Origin of the sequence: Indioceanicola profundi, from assembly GCF_003568845.1 — a bacterium.
Classification (GTDB): Bacteria; Pseudomonadota; Alphaproteobacteria; order Azospirillales; family Azospirillaceae; genus Indioceanicola; species Indioceanicola profundi.
The window spans coordinates 998042-1015976 of the sequence record NZ_CP030126.1; the positions used below are offsets into that span (position 1 = coordinate 998042).

A 17935-nucleotide genomic window follows, 5' to 3' on the forward strand; every position below is an offset into this window, starting at 1 on the left:
ACACCCCGGGTCCCCGTCAAGAAGGGACCCGGGTTCCAGAAGGAGAGAATCATGAGGAAGAGACTGCTGAGCGGGGTTGCCCTGCTTGGCTTTGCTGCGGCTGTGCCTGCCGGCACGGCCCAGGCGCAGGAAAGCAATCTGCGTTGGTTCGGTACCGTCTACATGAAGTTCCTGGACGGCAACCGCAATCTCCAGGGCGGTCTGGCGTCCGCCGACACCAACCCGGCCCGCGAAGGCGGCGACCAGGGTCAGGGCACGGAAGTGGATCTGAGCCTGCGCAGTCAGGTTTCCCGGCAGGTCGAGGTCGGCGCCCGCATCCAGAGCCGCTTCAGCAAGAACTACTGGGCCAATGGCGGCGGCTTCGGCAGCGACGTGTCGGTCGACGGCAACGGGCAGATTGTCCGCGGCGACGAAGCGAATCCCCTGTCCGCCCAGTACGTCAAGCTGCGCGGCGCCTTCATCCGCCTGACGCCGGGCTATGACTGGCTGGACAGCGCGTTCCTCGGCACCAACGACATGGGCCAGTGGGACCCGTTCACGGTCGGCAAGATCCGCTACATCGACCGCGACAACCTGGCCGCCGTCATGCTGGCCGGCTCCGCCGTCGAGGGGCAGGTCAAGTGGGACGTGGCCCGCATTTCCCTGCCGCGGCTCTGGGCCGGCCCGGGCTTCGGCTCGGGCGAGCTGTTCGCCAACGACGCCGCCTATGTCGGGCAGGTGAAGTACGCGCCCAGCTCCACCAGCAACTTTACCGTCATCGCCACCCAGACCTTCGATGGCGAGGTGGAGGCGGACAACGACATCCGCAACGGCGTCGATACCCGCAACCGCTATTCCAACACGGTCGGCGGTCTGAAGGGCCAGTATTCCGGCCTGCCTGGCGTGGACATGTCCTTCGCAGCCTATTACTCCAACACGGACATCAAGGAAGATGTCTGCGGCACGGAGTGGGGCGGCGGCTGCTCCTTCAGCCCGACCCTGCGCAAGGATGCGGACGACTTCTCCGTCGTCGCCAACATGGAAGTGGCCAGCCTCTTCGGCTCCGACTTCTCCCTGGCCGTCCAGGCCTTCCACATCGGTGCGGAGTACAACTCCCTCATGGCCGCGCGTCGTGAGAGCGACGTGCTGCTGACCGAGGGGCGCGAGGGCTTCTGGGCCAACCACCGTCCGCTGTACAATGCCGGGTCCTCGCCGAACGGCGAGGTGATCTACTCCATCGGCTATGGCGGCTGGAACGGCCACATGGACCAGGTGGTTTCGCTCGCCACCGACAACGACCTGACCGACTTCGACGAGCGGGCGGCAGAGTCCGTTCTGGGCTGGCAGGGAGTCACCCTGGTGCCGCGCTACAGCGCCGGCGACCTGGAGCTGCAAGGCGAGGCGTCGTTCATCACCTTCGACTCCAACTGGCAGGCCTGCGGTGGCGAGAACTTCGGCACCGATTGCGCCACCTTCGCCCGCAATGACAATCTGCGGAGCTGGGGTGTCGGCGGCGACTTCCGCTCGCCCTATGCGCCGTTCCAGGACAAGACCCTCTGGATTTTCGCCCTCAACGGCAACTACCTGCTGGACGTCGGCAACGGCGTGCAGCTGGGCGGCCGCGTGAAGTACGTGAAGGACAAGGACAACCGCGTCACCGGCGCCCGCTTCCTGGAGCAGGCGTACAACACCATCGCCTTCAACGGCGGCAACGACACCGATGCGTTCGGCACCACGCCGGCCGGTTTCATCGCTGTCAATCCGGACTGGGCGGCACTGCCGGAGGCCCAGCGGGCCGTCACCAGCACTTCGGACGACAACCGCAAGGCGGATTACTGGACTGTCGGCGGGTCCGCGGGCTACCAGCTCACCGACGATTTCTTCGCCCGGCTGGTCTATGAGTGGCAATATGTCGACCTGTTCGACGGCACCACCAACGTCCGCAACCCGGGCCTGGGCTTCGAAGGGTCGAACACGTTCGGCTATGCCGAGTACATGACCGGCGAGCACTCCGCGAACAAGTTCGCCGTGCAGGCCTCTTACTTCCTGTCCGGCTTCGAGCTCGGCGCCGATGTCCAGTACATCGACGGCAAGTACTCGCCCGAGTTCCGGGCCGGCACCGGCCAGACGCTGCAGCGCGCGGCCAACGGCGACATCATCACGCCCTTCGGTAATATCAGCCCGAACGACGTGAACTTCGAGGTCTACCGTATGAAGGTCTTCGCCAAGGTTCAGTTCTAAGGCATGACCGATCGGGGGGCGGCCTGACGGGCCGCCCCTTTTTCCGCAGGGGCCTTCCCCGCGAATGTCTTTCGGCGAACCGCCCTGACTGCGGTATTTTCGCCCTGTATCCCTGCCCGGCTGCCCGCCCAATAATGGGACATGGCAAAAGGGCTTCAGAGGAGTGGCTCAGTTGCGTGCGCGTGGTTGGAAGTATCCGGTTTCCGCCGTGGCGGCCTTGGCCGTGCTGGCCGGCTTCGCCCTTCCGGCGGCGGCGCAGCGGAACGTCACCCTGTTCACCATGACCGATCCAACCGGTGACGACGCCGGTTCGGGCGACCTGATCTATCCAGGCCGGAGCGACTTCGAGCGCGGGGATCTGGACCTGCTGTCCCTGTCGGCGGAAATGGACAAGGGCGGCACCTGGTTCACGGCGCATTTTGCCAATCCGATCCGCGACCCGAAGGGGCAGCGCGGACGTATCGGACCGGAGATGCTGGACCGTGTCGCCCGGAACGGTTTCTATACTCTGAATCTCGACATCTACATCGATACCGACCGCAAGCCCGGTTCCGGCAACACGGCCACGGTGCCGGGCCGCGGGGTGCAGATCGACCGGGCGGATGCCTGGGAGAAGGCGGTTATCCTGACGCCCCGGCCGGAAGTTGCCCGCACCATGATGATGGCCAATGCTCGCCGCGTGCTGGAGGAGCAGCGCCGCGCCCAGACCGGCGTGGTGAGCAACCAGGACTTGGCGAATATCGAGGCGTCGGTGGCCGGCGCGGTGGATGACCGCTATTTCTTCCCGACGCGCGTGCAGGTGAACCGGCGGGAAATCCGCTTCTTCGTGCCGGACGGCTTCCTGGGCGGCAAGGCCAACCCGGCCTGGGCCTACACGGCGTTCGTGACCGGCGCCGATGTGGAGCCGTCCCAGGCGGCCCTCGACCTGCCGTTCAAGAACGACCGTTTCTCGGTCCTCATGCTGCCGGCGCGGGAAGGGCGCCCGGAGGATGCCTTCGGGATCAACGGCGATCCCGCCCAGCCGGCCGTGGTGGATGTGCTGCACGGCGATGGCGCGCTGCAGAGCCGGATGCTGATGGATTACGATGTCGTAGCAGGCCGCCTGCCGCGGCTGACCGGCGTGGTGCCGACGGGCCGGAACCAGACTGCTTGGCAGCCCTACAAGGGGCCGTCCACCGAGCTGGCCGGCGCTGCGGCGGGGGGGAAGCCGCCAGCCGAACCGAAGCCCTTCCAGCCCACGGCCCGCGATGCCGCCGCCGCCCTGTCCGGCGCACCGATTCTGCCGGAACCGGCAGCCGACGTCCCTGCGGCTGCTCCGGCTCCCTCCACCGGGCTGGGCATGGCGCCGCCGGCCGCGGGCGGGGACCGCCGCACGGTGGCCCAGCGCCTGCGCGAACTGACCGAATTGCGGCAGCAGAACCTGATCTCCGAGGAGGAGTATCAGGACGCGCGGCGGCGCATCCTGTCCGGCATATGACAGGGCGTGAAATGCGGGGCCGGCAGCAATCGGCCCCGTGACGCTTATTTCTTCTTCAGGTGCGCGCAGGCATAGCGCTGTTGTAAAGCTTCGAAGAACAGTGCGGTGACGGGCAAGGCCTGCTTGTCCGGGTGCGCTTCGATATAGCTGTGCACCGTCTCGATCTGCGTAGAGGTCTGGATATCTTCCGGCATGCAGATGCCGATCAGCTTGTCGGGTTCGGTCTGCTTGAACAGGGCAAAGACCGCCTGTTCATTCATCCCCGCTTCTACTGTCAGCAGGCCCGCGAAGGCCAGGGCTCCAATCTGGCTGCCCGTACGCAGTGCGCTGACGATCCCCTCCGTCTGTCCGACGCAGTACGAAATCTCCGCGTCGCTGCCTTCTCCGGTCCCCCGCATCACGTCGATGAAGACGGAACAGTTCTCATACCAGACCCGGGCGGTGTCGGTATCTGCGGCACGAGCCGGCGACACGGCGGCCGTTGTGGCAAGGAGAACGGCCGGGAGAAGGGCGGCGGAGCGGTGGAGCATTGAGCCTGTCCGGAAAAGGGGTGCTGACGCGCCCGGGTGCTGGTGAATGTAAGCGGGCGCCGGACGCTTTGTCCAGGCAAGGGTATGTAGTGAAATTACACGAAATCGCGTTGCGTGATGGCGCGAGCTATGTGGAATTGGCGCGGCAATGTCACGGTTTCGGTAACGCGATTACATTGACCTGACCTTGCGATGGGGGCATCATCCTCGCCGGAGCTGACCTATGCCCGCGGCCGGAGCGGCCGCCCACCGCCGGACCCGCCTTCCGTAGTTTTGCAGGGACCGGCCTCAGAGAAGACGACCCATGGCCGACACCTTGCCCGTCAATCCTTTCGACTTCGTTGTGTTCGGTGGGACCGGCGACCTGGCGCTCCGCAAGCTGATGCCGGCGCTCTATTACCGTGAGCGGGACCGGCAGATGACGGATTGCAGCCGCATCATCGCGGTGAGCCGCACCGACCAGAGCACGGAGCAGTACCACGCCCAGATCGCCCACGCGCTGGAGCAGTACATCCCGGAAGCCGACCGGGATGCGGAAGTCTGGAAGCGCTTCACCGGCCGGCTGAGCTATGTGACGCTGGACGCCACAAAGCCGGACGGGTTCGGGGAGCTGTCACGCTACCTGACCGAGGCGGATGGACGGGCGCGGGTCTTCTATCTGGCGACGTCGCCGTCGCTGTTCGGCGCCATCTGCCGCAATCTGGACGCGGCGGGGCTGGTCAATGGGTCCTGCCGGGTGGTGCTGGAAAAGCCCATCGGTACTGACCGGGCCAGCGCCAACCGTATCAATGACGAGGTCGGGGCCGTCTTCCCGGAAGACCGCATCTTCCGCATCGACCACTATCTAGGCAAGGAGTCGGTGCAGAACCTGATGGTCCTGCGCTTCGGCAACGCCTTGTTCGAGCCGCTCTGGAACTCCTCCTGGGTGGATCATGTGCAGATCACTGTGGCGGAGAGCATCGGGGTCGAGGGGCGGGCGGATTACTATGACCGCTCCGGCGCGCTGCGGGACATGGTGCAGAACCATTTCCTCCAGCTTCTCTGCCTTGTCGCCATGGAGCCGCCGGCCAGCCTGCATGAGGACATGATCCGCAATGAGAAGATCAAGGTCCTGCGGGCTCTGCTGCCGATCACCGCGGCGGATGTGAAAGCCAAGACCGTGCGCGGCCAGTACCGCTCAGGCGCCATCAACGGCAAGCCGGTGCCGGGCTATCCGGAGGAGCTGGGCGGGCAGTCCAACGCCGAGACGCTGGTGGCCATCAAGGCGGAGGTGGAGAACTGGCGCTGGGCCGGCGTGCCCTTCTATCTGCGCACCGGCAAGCGCATGCCGACCCGCTGTTCCGAAATCATCATCCAGTTCAAGGCCGTGCCGCACAGCGTGTTCGGCAAGGGTGCGGGGGAGCTGCAGGCCAACCGGCTAGTGATCCGCTTGCAGCCGGACGAGGGCGTCAAGCTGTCCATCATGACCAAGGTGCCGGGGCCGGGCGGGCTGCGCCTGCGCTCCGTGCCGCTGAACCTGTCCTATGCGGAAACCTTCAAGGACCGCTATCCGGATGCCTACGAGCGGCTCTTGATGGATGTGGTCCGGGGCAATCCGTCCCTGTTCATGCGCCGGGACGAGGTGGACGCCGCCTGGGCCTGGATCGACAGCATCCTGGCGGCCTGGGATGAGGCGGACATGAAGCCGGAACCCTATTCCGCCGGAAGCTGGGGGCCGATCAACTCCGCCCTGCTGCTCGCGCGGGATAACAGGAGGTGGCACGATGCCGAATTCTGAGCCCTGCCTGCGCGCCTTCGCCGGCCGGGAGGAGATGGTCACGCGTCTGGCCGACCGGATTGCCGGAATCGTGGCGCAGGCAGTGGCGGCTCGGGGTCGGGCGCTGCTAGTCCTGTCCGGCGGAACCACGCCGGCCACTCTCTATGAAAAGCTCTCCGGCATCGACCTTCCCTGGGACCGGGTCGAACTGACCCTGTCGGATGAGCGCTGGGTGGACCCTTCCGACCCTGCCAGCAATGAGGGCATGGTCGGGCGCACGCTGCTGAAGGGCAGGGCCGCAGGCGCGCGCCTGGTCGGGCTGAAGAGCGCCGGGGCCACGCCGGACGAGGGGCTGGCGGCGACCGGGGCGCGGCTTGCCGGACTGCACTGGCCTGCCGACCTTGTCCTGCTGGGCATGGGGGAGGATGCGCATACGGCCAGCCTGTTCCCCGGCGGGGAGGGGCTGGCGCAGGCGCTGTCGCCGGCCGAGGGCGTCCGCGTGGCCGGCATCGTTCCGGCCGCCGGCGGTCCCGCCCGCATCAGCCTGACCCGTCCGGCCCTGCTGGAGGCGCGGGAGATCGCGCTGCTGATCACCGGTGACGGCAAGCGCCGGGTCTATGAGCGGGCGCTGGAGCCAGGCCCCGTGGAAACCATGCCGGTGCGCGCCGTGCTGCACCAGTTCCGCGTACCCGTGTCCGTCTGGTGGGCGCCCTGAGCGCTTGGCCCGAGGAGGAAAAGACATGCCCGTGCAAGACGCCATCCGCCGCGTGACCGACCGGATCATCGAGCGCAGCGCCCACAGCCGCGCGCAATATCTGGAGCAGACCCGCTCCGCCGGCCATAAGGGGCCGCGGCGCGGCACGCTGGCCTGCGGAAACCTGGCCCACGGCTTCGCAGCCTGCGGGGCCGTGGACAAGGAGCGGCTGAAGGGCGGCACCGACATCAATGTCGCCATCGTGTCCGCCTACAACGACATGCTGTCGGCGCACCAGCCCTTCGAGCGGTTCCCCGCCATCATCAAGGAGGCGGTGCGGAACCTGGGCGGTGTGGCCCAGTTCGCGGGCGGCGTGCCGGCCATGTGCGACGGCGTCACCCAGGGCCAGACCGGCATGGAGCTGTCGCTGTTCAGCCGCGACGTGATCGCCATGTCCACGGCCATCGCGCTCAGCCACAACATGTTCGATGCCGCCCTTTATCTCGGCGTCTGCGACAAGATCGTGCCGGGCCTGCTGATCGGGGCGCTCAGCTTCGGGCACCTGCCGGCCATCTTCGTGCCGGCGGGGCCGATGACCTCCGGCCTGTCCAACCCGGAAAAGGCCCGCATCCGCCAGCTCTATGCCGAGGGCAAGGTGGGGCGCGATGCGCTGCTGGAATCCGAAAGCCAGTCCTACCACGGGCCGGGCACCTGCACCTTCTACGGCACGGCCAACTCCAACCAGATGCTGATGGAGATGATGGGGCTGCACCTGCCGGGCGCCAGTTTCATCAATCCGAACACGCCGCTCCGCGACGCGCTGACCGTTGCGGCGGCCGAGCGGGCGACGAAGATCACGGCGCTGGGCGACGAATACACCCCCATCGCGGAGGTGGTCGATGAGAAGGCGGTGGTGAACGGGCTGGTCGGGCTGCTGGCCACCGGCGGGTCCACCAACCACACCATCCATCTGGTGGCGATGGCCGCCGCCGCTGGGATCCGGATCGACTGGCAGGACTTCAACGACCTGTCCCAGGCGGTGCCGCTGCTCTGCCGCGTCTATCCCAACGGTATCGCGGACGTGAACCATTTCCACGCCGCCGGCGGCATCCAGTTCCTGATCTCCACCCTGCTGGATGCCGGGCTGCTGCACAAGAACGTAAAGACCGTGGCCGGTCCCGGCGGCATGGAAGCCTACCGGATGGAGGCCTTCCTGGAGGAGGGCGGCACCGGCCGGGTCACCTGGCGTCCCGCCCCGCGGGTCAGCGCCGATCCCGAGGTGGTGCGTCCCGCCGACAACCCATTCCAGCCCACGGGCGGCCTGCGCCTGCTGACCGGCAATCTGGGGCGCGCGGTCATCAAGACCTCCGCCGTGAAGCCGCAGCACCGGATCGTCGAGGCCCCGGCCAAGGTGTTCGACAGCCAGGACGCCATGCTGGCCGCCTTCAAGACGGGCGAGCTGAACCGGGATGTGGTGGTGGTCGTGCGCTTCCAGGGGCCGAAATCCAACGGCATGCCGGAGCTGCACAAGCTGACCCCACAGCTCGGCGTGCTTCAGGACAAGGGCTTCAAGGTGGCGCTGGTCACCGACGGGCGCATGTCCGGCGCCTCCGGCAAGGTCCCGGCCGCCATCCATGTGACGCCGGAATGCCTTGGCGGCGGGCCGCTGGGCAGGGTGCGCGACGGCGATATCATCCGCCTGGATGCCGAGGCCGGCACGCTGGAGGCGCTGGTCGATCCGGCCGAGTTCGCCGCCCGTGAGATAACGGTGCCCGACCTCACCCCCAATGGCTGGGGCATGGGCCGCAACCTGTTCGGTGCCTTCCGCGCCGCCGTGACCGGGGCGGAGCAGGGCGCCAGCTCCTTCGAAGGGATCGCCTGAGATGGCCCTCACCATGACCCGCCCCGCCGACGACCTCTATCGCGGCCCCACGCTCGAGGAGATTCTGGGGCTCGCCCCCGTCATCCCCGTGATCGTCATCGAGAAGCTCGAGGACGCCGTTCCGCTGGCGGAGGCGCTGGTCGAGGGCGGGCTTCCGGTGCTGGAGGTGACGCTGCGCTCCGACGCCGCCATCGAGGCGATCGAGGCCATCGCGCAGAGCGTGCCGGGGGCCGTTGTCGGAGCCGGCACGGTGGTGGAGCCGTCCCAGGTGTTCCGCGTCCGCGACGCCGGCGCCCGCTTCATCGTCAGCCCCGGCGCCTACCCGGCCCTGACCGAAGCGGTGTTGGCCTCCGGCATTCCGTTCCTGCCGGGGGCGGCGACCCCGTCGGAGGTGATGGATCTGCTGGCCCGCGGCTTCCGTTACCAGAAGCTCTTCCCGGCGGAGGTCGTGGGCGGCATGGGCATGCTGAAGGCCCTGGCCGCCCCGATTGCGGCGGTGAAGTTCTGCCCGACCGGCGGCGTCACGCCGGAATCGGCGCCGGACTATCTGGCCCTGCCGAACGTGGTCTGCGTCGGCGGCTCCTGGATTGCCCCGCCAAAGCTGGTGGCGGCGAAGGACTGGGCGGCGATCACCGGATTGGCCCGGCAGGCGGCGTCGCTGCGGCGCTAGCGCCACGGCGCGCTTGCTCCACCAGCTCGGATATCAGCTTCAGGTTCGCTGCGAAGCCCAGCAGCATTAGGCCGCAGACCAAGGCTGCGCCGAAAAGGGTCAGGGCGGCGATCCAGGGGCCGTCCGCAAGCGCCAGCCACAGCCCCATGACCGGCGCGGCCGCAAGGCACAGCCAGCCGGCCGCGACCAGCACCGGGATCAGCAAGCGCAAGGGCATGGGCTTCGGCCTTCCATCCTGTGGGAAAGGGGCTTTGGCCCTGGTCCGCCGCCCGCTATGGTTCACCCCGACAACAAATCAGGGAGGCGGTGATGCGCATTCTGTTCCTGGGCGCCGGTGCGGTCGGCGGGTATTTCGGCGGGCGGCTGATGGAGCAGGGGGCGGATGTCACCTTCCTGGTGCGCCCCCGCCGTCAGGCCGAACTGCTGGAGAACGGGCTGGTGGTGGAAAGCCCGCAGGGCAATATCCGCCTGCCGGCCCAGACCATCAAGGCGGCCAAGCCGGGCTTCGATCTGGTGGTGCTGGCCTGCAAGGCCTTCGACCTGGACAATGCCATCGAGTCCATCCGCCCGGCCATGACCGGCAACACGGTGGTGATGCCGCTGCTGAACGGGCTGAACCATATCGACCGGCTGGACGCCGCCTTCGGGGCGGAACGGGTGATGGGCGGGCTGACCCACATGCCCATCACCATGGAACCGGGCGGCACCATCCGGCACCTGAACCCCATCCACAAGCTGGTCTTCGGCGCCCGCCAGCCCGGCCAGCAGCCGGTGGTCGATGCCCTGGCCAAGGCGTTCGACGGGGCCAAGGTGGATTGGCGCACCAGCGAGAACATCATGCTGGATCTCTGGGAGAAGTTCTTCTTCCTGGCGACCCTGGCCGGCGGCACCTGCACCATGCGCGCCTCCGTCGGCAGCATCGCCAGCCAGCCGGGCGGCGAGGCGTTCATGACCGGGCTGTTCGAGGAGTGCCGCGCCGCGGCCACGGCCGAAGGCTATCCGCCCCGCGACGAGATCGTGGCCGAGTACCAGGCGCAGATCGTCGACAAGTCCAGTAACGTCACCGCCTCCATGTACCGCGACATCTCCCGCGGGAACCGGACGGAGGCGGAGCATATCCTGGGCGATATCGTCCGCCGGGGGACCTCGCGCGGCGTCGCCATGCCGCTGATGTCGCTGGCCCTGCTGCATCTGCGCGCCTATGAGGCGGAGCGGGAGAAGAAGGCCGCGCAGGCGGCTGGCTGACCGGCTCCGCCCGCAGCGGGTTCTGCGGGACTGCAACACCTGGACGCGCCGCCGGTTGGGAGGGGAAACCGGCGGCCGGAATAGCACGGCCGCCTTTTGCCCGACCGTGCAGGACCCCCTCCGCCATGCCGAAACGCGCCCCTTCCGTCTTCATGTGGGCCCAGGCCGTCGACCTGCTGGACCGGGTCGAGAAGATGCAGCGCCAGATGTTCCGCCCGAGCACAAGCACCGGTTCCGGCCGCCCGGCCTGGGAGCCTCCGGTGGATCTTTTCGAGACGGCGGACGAATACCGCATCCTGGTGGCGCTGCCCGGCGTATCGGCGGACCAGCTCGACGTGTTGCTTGAAGACCGCACCCTGATCGTGACAGGGGAGCGGTCATTCCCGCTGGAAGATGCGGGAAGCACCCTGATCCATCGTCTTGAACTCCCCTATGGACGGTTCGAGCGGCGCATCGAGCTGCCGCCCGGCCCGCTGACCATCGGTGCGCGCGAGCTGACCGATGGATGCCTGATGCTGGTCCTGCACAAGGGCTGAATTCTGAAATGAATGAGGAAACGAGGCGCGCCATGACCGCATCGGACGACCGTCCGCAGCCCGGCACCGGAACCGCCGCCGAGAACATTCCCGGCCAGACCAGCAGCCAAGGAAAGCCCGGCCCCTGGCCGCCCCTGCCGGAAGGGGCGATGATCGTGCTTCCGGTCCGCAACATGGTGCTGTTCCCGGGCGTGGTGCTACCGGTGGCGGTAGGCCGCAAACGCTCCATCGCTGCGGCGCAAGAGGCTGCCCGCAGTCACCGCCAGCTTGCCGTGCTGCTTCAGCGGGATGAGGATGTGGAGCATCCCGGCGGCGGGGAGCTGCATGAATATGGCACCGCCGGCACCGTGCTGCGCTACCTGACCGGTCCGGACGGCACCCATCACATGGTCCTCCAGGGGGAGGAGCGGGTGCGTGTCATCGAGCATCTGGAGGGCTGGCCCTTCATGGTCGCCAGGGTGGAGCGCATCGCCCACCCGGCGGAGGATGCGCCGGAAATCCAGGCCCGCTTCAACCTGCTGCGCCAGCACGCCATCGAAGCGGTGGGGCTGCTGCCCAATGCGCCGGCGGAGATGACGCAGGCCATCGAGAACATGACCTCCGCCTCCCTGCTGGCGGATATGGTGGCCACATATCTGGACATCGACCCGCAGGAGAAGCAGGAGCTTCTGGCGAGGCTGGACCTGAAGGACCGGCTGGACGCCGTCTCCCGCCTGTTGAACCAGCGCATCGAGATGCTGCGCCTGACCAAGGAGATCAGCGACCAGACCCGCGAAAGCGTGGACAAGCGCCAGCGCGAATTCCTGCTGCGCGAACAGCTCCGCACCATCCAGAAGGAGCTGGGCGAGGCCGGCGACGAGGGCGAGGAGGCCCGCCAGCTCGCCAAGGCGCTGGAGGATGCCGAGCTGCCGGAGGAGGTCTCCAAGCACGCCACCAAGGAGCTGCGCCGGCTGGAGCGGCTGCCGGAGCAGGCGGCCGAGTACTCCATGCTCCGCACCTATCTGGAATGGCTGTCGGAGCTGCCCTGGACCAGGACCACCGCCAAGCCCATCGATTTGCACGAGGCTCGGCGCATCCTGGATGAGGAGCATTGGGGGCTTGAGAAGATCAAGCGCCGGATCATCGAATTCCTGGCCGTCGCCAAGCTGAACCCGGAGGGGCGCAGCCCGATCCTGTGCTTCGTCGGCCCGCCGGGCGTCGGCAAGACCTCGCTCGGCCTGTCCATCGCCCATGCCACGGGCCGGCAGTTCCAGCGCGTCAGCCTTGGCGGCGTGCATGATGAGAGCGAAATCCGCGGGCACCGCCGCACCTATGTGGGCGCGCTTCCCGGCACCATCATCCAGGCCATCCGCAAGGCGGGGGCTAAGGACTGCGTCCTGATGCTGGACGAGATGGACAAGCTGGGCCAGGGCTTCCATGGCGACCCGTCCGCGGCCCTGCTGGAGGTGCTGGACCCGGAGCAGAACTCAACCTTCCGGGACAATTACCTCGGTGTGCCCTTCGACCTGTCGAAGGTGATGTTCATCGGCACGGCCAATATGCTGGATTCCATCCCGCGGCCCTTGCGCGACCGCATGGAGGTGATCAGCCTCGCCGGCTACACGGACGAGGAGAAGCTCCAGATCGCCAAGCGGTACCTGATCGACCGCCAGATGAAGGCCAACGGCCTGAAGGAGGGGCAGGCGGAGATCACGGATGCGGCACTGCGCGAGATCATCGACGGCTACACCAAGGAATCCGGCGTCCGGAACCTGGAGCGGACCATCGGCTCCGCCTTCCGCCACGCCGCCGTGCGCATCGCGTCCGGCGAGGCGGAGCAGGTGCGCATCGATATCGGCGACCTGCATACGGTGCTGGGCGCGCGCAAGTTCGAGGACGAGGTCGCGATGCGCACCGGCGTGCCCGGTGTCGCGACCGGCCTCGCCTGGACGCCGGTGGGCGGCGACATCCTGTTCATCGAGGCCAGCCGCTTCCCCGGCAGCGGCAAGCTGATCCTGACCGGCCAGTTGGGCGACGTCATGCGGGAGAGCGCCCAGGCGGCCCTGTCGCTGGTGAAGAGCCGTGCGCAGGGGCTGGGCATCACGCAGGAGATGTTCGAGAAGAACGATATCCATGTCCATGTTCCGGCCGGCGCCATCCAGAAGGACGGGCCGAGCGCGGGCGTGGCCATGTTCACGGCGCTGGTGAGCTTGCTGACGGGGCAGCGCGTGAACCACGAGGTGGCGATGACGGGGGAGATCAGCCTGCGCGGGCTGGTCCTGCCGGTGGGCGGCATCAAGGAGAAGGTCACCGCCGCGGCGCGGGCCGGCATCAAAACGGTGATGCTGCCGAAGCGGAACAGCCGCGACTTCGACGAAATCCCGGAGGATGCCCGCAACCGGCTCTCCTTCGTCTGGCTGGAAACGGTGGACGACGCCATCCGTTGCGCGCTTGGCGACGATCTCGCGGAATGCTGCCAGGAGAAGCAGGGGGTGCAGGCAGCGGAGTAGGGGCGAGGGGGAGACAGAATACCGGCCGGGCAATGCCCGGCCGGTCTGCCTCGATGCCATGGCGTTCGGCCGCGGACGATACGGCCGATGTCACATGTTCTGATACGATCCGATACGGGCCACCTGACGGCGGCGGATCAGATAGACTACGGTAATGCCAAGGGCGGCACCCACCACGTCCGCCAATCCATCGGCGATTCCGCCATTGCGTTCCGGCACCAGGCTCTGCGCCAGCTCCGTAGCGCCTGCCAGAAGCGCGAGCACCGCCATCGCAAGAATGGCGCCTAACCGGCCGGGCCAAGCGATGGCGGCCATGGCGCCCAGCAGGCCGAACGCGCCGGTATGGGCCAGCTTGTCCAGACCCATATCCTCGCTGGGGCCCATACCTGGGGTAACCAAGGCCCAGCACAGGGCCACGGACAGGCCGAACAGGCCCAGGGCTGCAAGTCGACGCAACTCCGGCGGCGGAAAGGCGATCAGGTTGAGCAGCAAGCTTGTCCTCATGGCGCTGGGGAACCCATAGGTCCGGTAGCGCCCATCATGGGGGGAACTGAGGCAAGGCTATGGCAGGGGAGCGGCGCGCACAAGGTCAGAAGAACCCCTGGAGGAAGCCCGTCAGGAAGTCCCACACCGCAATGATCATGTCGGGGACGAAAGAGCCTATCTCATACGACGCCTCATAGGCGTCAGTGGACCCGTCGGGTGCATTGCCGACGAGTCCGTCCCAGAATCCTTCGAAGATATCGCCCAGCACGGGCATGACCCCGCGAGAGGCTTCGCCAGCCTGCTCGCCAAGGTCCCGGGCCCGGTTATCCGCTTCTTCCATCGCACCACCTCCGGAATGGTGAACGGATCGGATGTCGGTTTGTGCCCGGGCCGGGCGGGGTGATTATTCCGCGGCGGCCGTGTACTCGTTCTTGTGCGCCATGCTGTGCCACGCGCAGGAGTGCCGCTGAATCCAGCTCTCAACCTCCTGTGCGGTGGCATCGACGAACTGGTCGTCCTTGCCGGTCATGAATGCCAGAAGCTGGGAACTCTGTACCCAACGGCCGAAACGCCAGCGCTGGGGCTGAATGCCGCTCTCCGTCCACACATACCGGAACGGCCAGGCGATCCGGCCATCTGTATCAAGCGCAAAGAAGTAGGACACGGCATTCCCCTCAACCTTGGCCGAGGACGCAGTAGGCCGGGTGAGTAAGAGATGCGAGGCGGTAGCATGCATGGCGGTTCCTCCAGGTATCAGCTTTATCCATAGGTTCCGGCTGCCCGGAACGCGTCCACTTATCCCTTATGTGCGCACCCGCACGGCGAAGGGCAGCGCCCGTTAGGGTGGTCAACCTTGAGGAGGAGCTTTTGCCACCTTCTGCGCGTCGAACTACCCCCTATAACCGCAAAAATGGGGTGGGTGCCCGCACATCTTCCCCGGTCGAACCGCCGCATGCCTGCGACGTTCTTATCCCGCCGGTTCTGTGCTCTAATGGATTTCAAGCGGGCAGAAGACCCGAATCCGGGCCGACCGACCGTAATCCGACAGCCGCTCCCTTGTTGACCTGCGCGTCAAGGCCATTTGTCCTGGCACGGTCGGCAGGAAGTGATCCGGCGGACCGGCCGGACACTGCCGGAATCAGACCACCACCCTCTTCGGAGTTGCGCGTCCGTGAGCGTCCAAGAAAAGCCAACCAGCGGTCCCGACGAGTCCCGCTACCTGCCCGACGACATCGTCTATCCCTCCACCATTCCCTTTATCCTGGTCCATCTCGCCTGCTTCCTGGCGATCTGGACCGGCGTGACCTGGGAGGCGGTGGCGCTGGGCGTGTTCCTCTATTGGGCACGGCTGTTCGGGATCGGGGCCGGCTACCACCGCTATTTCAGCCACCGCGCCTTCAAGACCAGCCGGGTCTTCCAATTCCTCCTGGCATGTCTGGCGCAGAGCACGACGCAGAAGAGCGTGCTGTGGTGGGGGGCGAAGCACCGGCATCATCACCGCTACTCCGATACCGAGCACGACGTGCACAGCCCGAAGCAGGTCGGCTTCTGGAAGGCCCATATGGGCTGGATCTTCATGCCCAAGCATGCGGATACGGACCTGAGCCAGATCGCCGACATGGCGAAGTATCCGGAGCTGCGCTTCCTGCACAAGTATGAGCAGCTGCCCAGCGTGGTTCTGGCCGTGGCCTGCTTCCTGATCGCCGGCTGGCCGGGGCTGATCGTGGGCTTCTTCTGGTCCACGGTGGCCGTGTACCACGCCACCTTCTGCATCAACAGCTTGGCCCATGTGCACGGTAAGCGTCGCTACATCACCGGCGACGACAGTCGCAATAACTGGTTCCTGGCGATCATGACCATGGGCGAGGGATGGCACAACAACCACCACGCCTACCAGTCCGCCGCTCGCCAGGGCTTCCGCTGGTATGAGTGGGACCCGACCTACTATATCCTGAAGGCCCTGTCCTGGGTCGGCATCGTCTGGGACATGCATGAGCCGCCGAAGGCCGTGGTGCGCAATGAGCAACGCCTCGGCACCAAGGTGATCGAGAAGGCGGCCGCCCAGCTCGCTGCCAGCTTCGACACGGACAAGATCGCCGCCCGCCTGCGCGAGGCCATGGCCGAGACCTCCGCCTCCGCCGGCCATGCCCGGGTCGAGCTGGAGGAGAAGCTGGCCGCCGCCCGCAAGATGGCGGAGGAGAAGCTGGCCGGCCTGCACATGCCGAGCCTGCCGCACCTGCCCAGCGTGGAGGAGCTGCGCGGCCGCGCCGCCAAGATGTTCGCCCGCAGCCCCAGCACGGACGACATCGTTGCCCGTGCCCGCGAGATGCTGTTCGAGAGCGTCTTCCAGCAGCTCGAGCCGCAACGGGTATCGGTGAAGGCCCAGAACCGCCCGCAACGCTGAAGCTGGGCTGGATGGATGTGAGAAGGGCGGAGCCGCGAGGCTCCGCCCTTTTCGTTTGCGCGTAGGTCGGATCGAGCCCATGGCGATGATCCGACACGGTGTCAGGACGTTGCGACGGCGCGTCAGCCCCCGCTGCGCTCGCACCGACCTACGGGGCTGGCGCTCTGGCACCGGCATGAATGGATAATCCGTGTCGGATCGGCGCTGCGCTCGATCCGACCTGCGGCCCTGAAACGCGAAAGCCCCGCCGGTGAGGGCGGGGCTTTTGACGCGAAGCGGATGGCGTCCCCTAGGGGATTCGAACCCCTGTTACCGCCGTGAGAGGGCGGTGTCCTAGGCCTCTAGACGAAGGGGACGAGGCCGTCTGTGTGGGGCGGGTATTTAGAGGGTCGGGCAGGGTCGGTCAACAGCTTTTTTGCATCCGCGTGAAAATCCTGCCCACCCGCTCCGGGCCGCCGGTCCGCATCGGCGCGGACGCGGCGGAAATGCTGGTTCAGTGGGCGAGCTCGCGGGCCGCTGAGAGCAGGGCCTGTACATCCTCCACCTTCGTGCACCACGCCGTGACAAGGCGGATCACGTTGCCTTCCCAGCGATAAAAGCCGAATTCCTTAGCTTCCAGCCCGGCGATGACCTCCTCCGGCAGGGCGATGAACACCTCGTTCGCCTCGACAGGCGACTGGAGCTCAACGCCGGGAATGGTGCCCAGCCCTTCTGCGAGCTGGCGGGCCATGGCGTTGGCATGGGTGGCGAGGCGCAGCCACAGCCCGTCCGTCACATAGGCGTCGAGCTGGGCGGAAAGGAACCGCATCTTGCTGAACAGATGCGCCGCGCGTTTGCGGCGGTAGCCGAACTCGGCCGCCAGCTCCTTGTCGAAGAACACCACCGCCTCGGCCGCCATCGCACCATTTTTGGTAGCCCCGAAGCTCAGTACGTCTACACCGGCCCGCCATGTCACGTCGGCCGGGTGGCAGCCCAGCGAGGCCACGGCGTTGGCGAAGCGGGCGCCGTCCATATGGACCCGCATGCCATGACGCTTCGCCGCCTCGGCCAGGGCCCCGACCTCGGCCGGGCTGTAGACCGTTCCGGCTTCTGTCGCCTGGGTCAGGGACAGGGCCTTGGGTTGGACCGCATGGACGAAGCCGATATGCGCGTTGGCAAGGGCGTCGGACAGGGTACCGGCGGAAATCTTGCCGTTCTCGCCCTGCAGGGTGACCAGCTTGGCCCCGGCGGTATACATCTCCGGCGCGCCGCACTCATCCGTGTTGATGTGGCTGTCGGCATGGCAATAGACGGCGCCCCAGGGCGGCGTCAGCGCAGCCAGGGCCAGACTGTTGGCGGCTGTGCCGGTCGCCACGGGAAAGACGGCGCAGTCGGTGCCGAACAGGTCGGAAATCTTCGCCTGCACCCGCGCTGTGATCGGATCGTCGCCATAGGACGACATCGGCCCGGCCCCGTTGGCCTCGATCAGGGCCGCCACGATCTCCGGTGCCGCGCCGGTCACGTTGTCGGATTTGAAATTCATTGATCCGTCCTTCGGGCGGCCATG

Annotated in this window: 16 protein-coding genes and 1 tRNA gene; 10 read left to right on the forward strand and 7 right to left on the reverse strand. The window is 67.0% G+C overall.

Features of this window, described 5'->3' with window-relative positions; translation table 11 throughout:
* Window positions 1-51 precede the first annotated feature (51 nt).
* Together DOL89_RS04680 and DOL89_RS04685 are read left to right on the forward strand one after the other, a co-directional pair.
* Window positions 52-2220 carry a hypothetical protein gene (locus DOL89_RS04680; protein ID WP_119678092.1) on the forward strand — a complete coding sequence of 723 codons (2169 nt, stop codon included), beginning with the start codon at window positions 52-54 and terminating at the stop codon, window positions 2218-2220.
* 172 nt (window positions 2221-2392) lie between these two features.
* Window positions 2393-3697, forward strand: a complete 1305-nt coding sequence (locus DOL89_RS04685) for a glucodextranase DOMON-like domain-containing protein (protein ID WP_119678093.1) — start codon at window positions 2393-2395, stop codon at window positions 3695-3697.
* Window positions 3698-3741: 44 nt separating this feature from the next.
* Here the strand turns inward: DOL89_RS04685 and DOL89_RS04690 are convergent, their stop codons facing one another.
* Window positions 3742-4227 (reverse strand): Rap1a/Tai family immunity protein, encoded by a 486-nt coding sequence (locus DOL89_RS04690; RefSeq protein WP_119678094.1) that lies wholly within the window; start codon window positions 4225-4227, stop codon window positions 3742-3744.
* A 304-nt stretch (window positions 4228-4531) separates the two neighbouring features.
* Between DOL89_RS04690 and zwf the strand changes: the two genes are divergently transcribed.
* Genes zwf through eda form a run of 4 tightly spaced genes read left to right on the forward strand, consistent with a single transcriptional unit; the run spans window position 4532 to window position 9229 of the window.
* Window positions 4532-6004, forward strand: coding sequence for a glucose-6-phosphate dehydrogenase (zwf, locus tag DOL89_RS04695; RefSeq protein ID WP_119678095.1), 1473 nt, complete (start codon window positions 4532-4534; stop codon window positions 6002-6004).
* Window positions 5991-6698, forward strand: coding sequence for a 6-phosphogluconolactonase (gene pgl, locus DOL89_RS04700; RefSeq protein WP_119678096.1), 708 nt, complete (start codon window positions 5991-5993; stop codon window positions 6696-6698). Before zwf ends, pgl begins: the two co-directional genes overlap by 14 nt.
* A 25-nt stretch (window positions 6699-6723) precedes the next feature.
* The gene (gene edd / locus DOL89_RS04705) at window positions 6724-8559 is read left to right on the forward strand and encodes a phosphogluconate dehydratase (RefSeq protein WP_119678097.1); all 1836 of its coding nucleotides are present in this window, start codon (window positions 6724-6726) and stop codon (window positions 8557-8559) included.
* A gap of 1 nt (window position 8560) precedes the next feature.
* A complete protein-coding gene (gene eda, locus DOL89_RS04710; RefSeq protein ID WP_225889891.1) occupies window positions 8561-9229 on the forward strand; it encodes a bifunctional 4-hydroxy-2-oxoglutarate aldolase/2-dehydro-3-deoxy-phosphogluconate aldolase in 669 nt (222 codons plus the stop codon).
* On the opposite strand, the gene DOL89_RS04715 is transcribed toward eda, so the two are convergent.
* Entirely contained in the window at window positions 9189-9446 is a 258-nt protein-coding gene (locus DOL89_RS04715; RefSeq protein WP_119678098.1) for a hypothetical protein, read from the reverse strand. The genes eda and DOL89_RS04715 overlap by 41 nt on opposite strands.
* A gap of 92 nt (window positions 9447-9538) precedes the next feature.
* Between DOL89_RS04715 and DOL89_RS04720 the strand changes: the two genes are divergently transcribed.
* From DOL89_RS04720 to lon, 3 genes are all read left to right on the forward strand, one after another.
* Complete coding sequence (locus DOL89_RS04720; protein ID WP_119678099.1) at window positions 9539-10474, forward strand: ketopantoate reductase family protein; 936 nt, start codon at window positions 9539-9541, stop codon at window positions 10472-10474.
* Window positions 10475-10599: 125 nt separating this feature from the next.
* The gene (locus tag DOL89_RS04725) at window positions 10600-11010 is read left to right on the forward strand and encodes an Hsp20/alpha crystallin family protein (RefSeq protein ID WP_119678100.1); all 411 of its coding nucleotides are present in this window, start codon (window positions 10600-10602) and stop codon (window positions 11008-11010) included.
* A gap of 32 nt (window positions 11011-11042) precedes the next feature.
* Window positions 11043-13499, forward strand: a complete 2457-nt coding sequence (lon, locus tag DOL89_RS04730) for an endopeptidase La (RefSeq protein ID WP_119678101.1) — start codon at window positions 11043-11045, stop codon at window positions 13497-13499.
* A 90-nt stretch (window positions 13500-13589) separates the two neighbouring features.
* Here the strand turns inward: lon and DOL89_RS04735 are convergent, their stop codons facing one another.
* The 3 genes from DOL89_RS04735 to DOL89_RS04745 all read right to left on the reverse strand — a co-directional run bounded on the left by DOL89_RS04735 (window position 13590) and on the right by DOL89_RS04745 (window position 14649).
* Window positions 13590-13991 carry a VanZ family protein gene (locus DOL89_RS04735; RefSeq protein WP_162937331.1) on the reverse strand — a complete coding sequence of 134 codons (402 nt, stop codon included), beginning with the start codon at window positions 13989-13991 and terminating at the stop codon, window positions 13590-13592.
* A gap of 97 nt (window positions 13992-14088) precedes the next feature.
* Window positions 14089-14325 (reverse strand): hypothetical protein, encoded by a 237-nt coding sequence (locus DOL89_RS04740; protein WP_119678103.1) that lies wholly within the window; start codon window positions 14323-14325, stop codon window positions 14089-14091.
* 63 nt (window positions 14326-14388) lie between these two features.
* Window positions 14389-14649, reverse strand: coding sequence for a hypothetical protein (locus DOL89_RS04745; RefSeq protein ID WP_162937332.1), 261 nt, complete (start codon window positions 14647-14649; stop codon window positions 14389-14391).
* 507 nt (window positions 14650-15156) lie between these two features.
* On the opposite strand from DOL89_RS04745, the gene DOL89_RS04750 reads away from it, so the two are divergent.
* The gene (locus DOL89_RS04750) at window positions 15157-16389 is read left to right on the forward strand and encodes an acyl-CoA desaturase (protein WP_119678105.1); all 1233 of its coding nucleotides are present in this window, start codon (window positions 15157-15159) and stop codon (window positions 16387-16389) included.
* Between the two features lie 280 nt (window positions 16390-16669).
* Here the strand turns inward: DOL89_RS04750 and DOL89_RS04755 are convergent.
* Both DOL89_RS04755 and DOL89_RS04760 read right to left on the reverse strand, forming a co-directional pair.
* A tRNA-Glu gene (locus tag DOL89_RS04755) sits at window positions 16670-16745 on the reverse strand.
* 137 nt (window positions 16746-16882) lie between these two features.
* Window positions 16883-17911 (reverse strand): threonine aldolase family protein, encoded by a 1029-nt coding sequence (locus tag DOL89_RS04760; protein WP_119678106.1) that lies wholly within the window; start codon window positions 17909-17911, stop codon window positions 16883-16885.
* Window positions 17912-17935 lie beyond the last annotated feature (24 nt).

Bases quoted from the DNA above. Each gene is read 5' to 3' on its own strand.
- DOL89_RS04680 (WP_119678092.1), top strand. From the start codon at position 52: ATGAGGAAGAGACTGCTGAGCGGGGTTGCCCTGCTTGGCTTTGCTGCG.
- eda (WP_225889891.1), top strand. From the start codon at position 8,561: ATGGCCCTCACCATGACCCGCCCCGCCGACGACCTCTATCGCGGCCCC.
- lon (WP_119678101.1), top strand. From the start codon at position 11,043: ATGACCGCATCGGACGACCGTCCGCAGCCCGGCACCGGAACCGCCGCC.
- DOL89_RS04760 (WP_119678106.1), bottom strand. From the start codon at position 17,911: ATGAATTTCAAATCCGACAACGTGACCGGCGCGGCACCGGAGATCGTG.
- DOL89_RS04740 (WP_119678103.1), bottom strand. From the start codon at position 14,325: ATGGAAGAAGCGGATAACCGGGCCCGGGACCTTGGCGAGCAGGCTGGC.
- DOL89_RS04715 (WP_119678098.1), bottom strand. From the start codon at position 9,446: ATGCCCTTGCGCTTGCTGATCCCGGTGCTGGTCGCGGCCGGCTGGCTG.
- DOL89_RS04690 (WP_119678094.1), bottom strand. From the start codon at position 4,227: ATGCTCCACCGCTCCGCCGCCCTTCTCCCGGCCGTTCTCCTTGCCACA.
- DOL89_RS04725 (WP_119678100.1), top strand. From the start codon at position 10,600: ATGCCGAAACGCGCCCCTTCCGTCTTCATGTGGGCCCAGGCCGTCGAC.
- pgl (WP_119678096.1), top strand. From the start codon at position 5,991: ATGCCGAATTCTGAGCCCTGCCTGCGCGCCTTCGCCGGCCGGGAGGAG.
- zwf (WP_119678095.1), top strand. From the start codon at position 4,532: ATGGCCGACACCTTGCCCGTCAATCCTTTCGACTTCGTTGTGTTCGGT.
- DOL89_RS04720 (WP_119678099.1), top strand. From the start codon at position 9,539: ATGCGCATTCTGTTCCTGGGCGCCGGTGCGGTCGGCGGGTATTTCGGC.
- edd (WP_119678097.1), top strand. From the start codon at position 6,724: ATGCCCGTGCAAGACGCCATCCGCCGCGTGACCGACCGGATCATCGAG.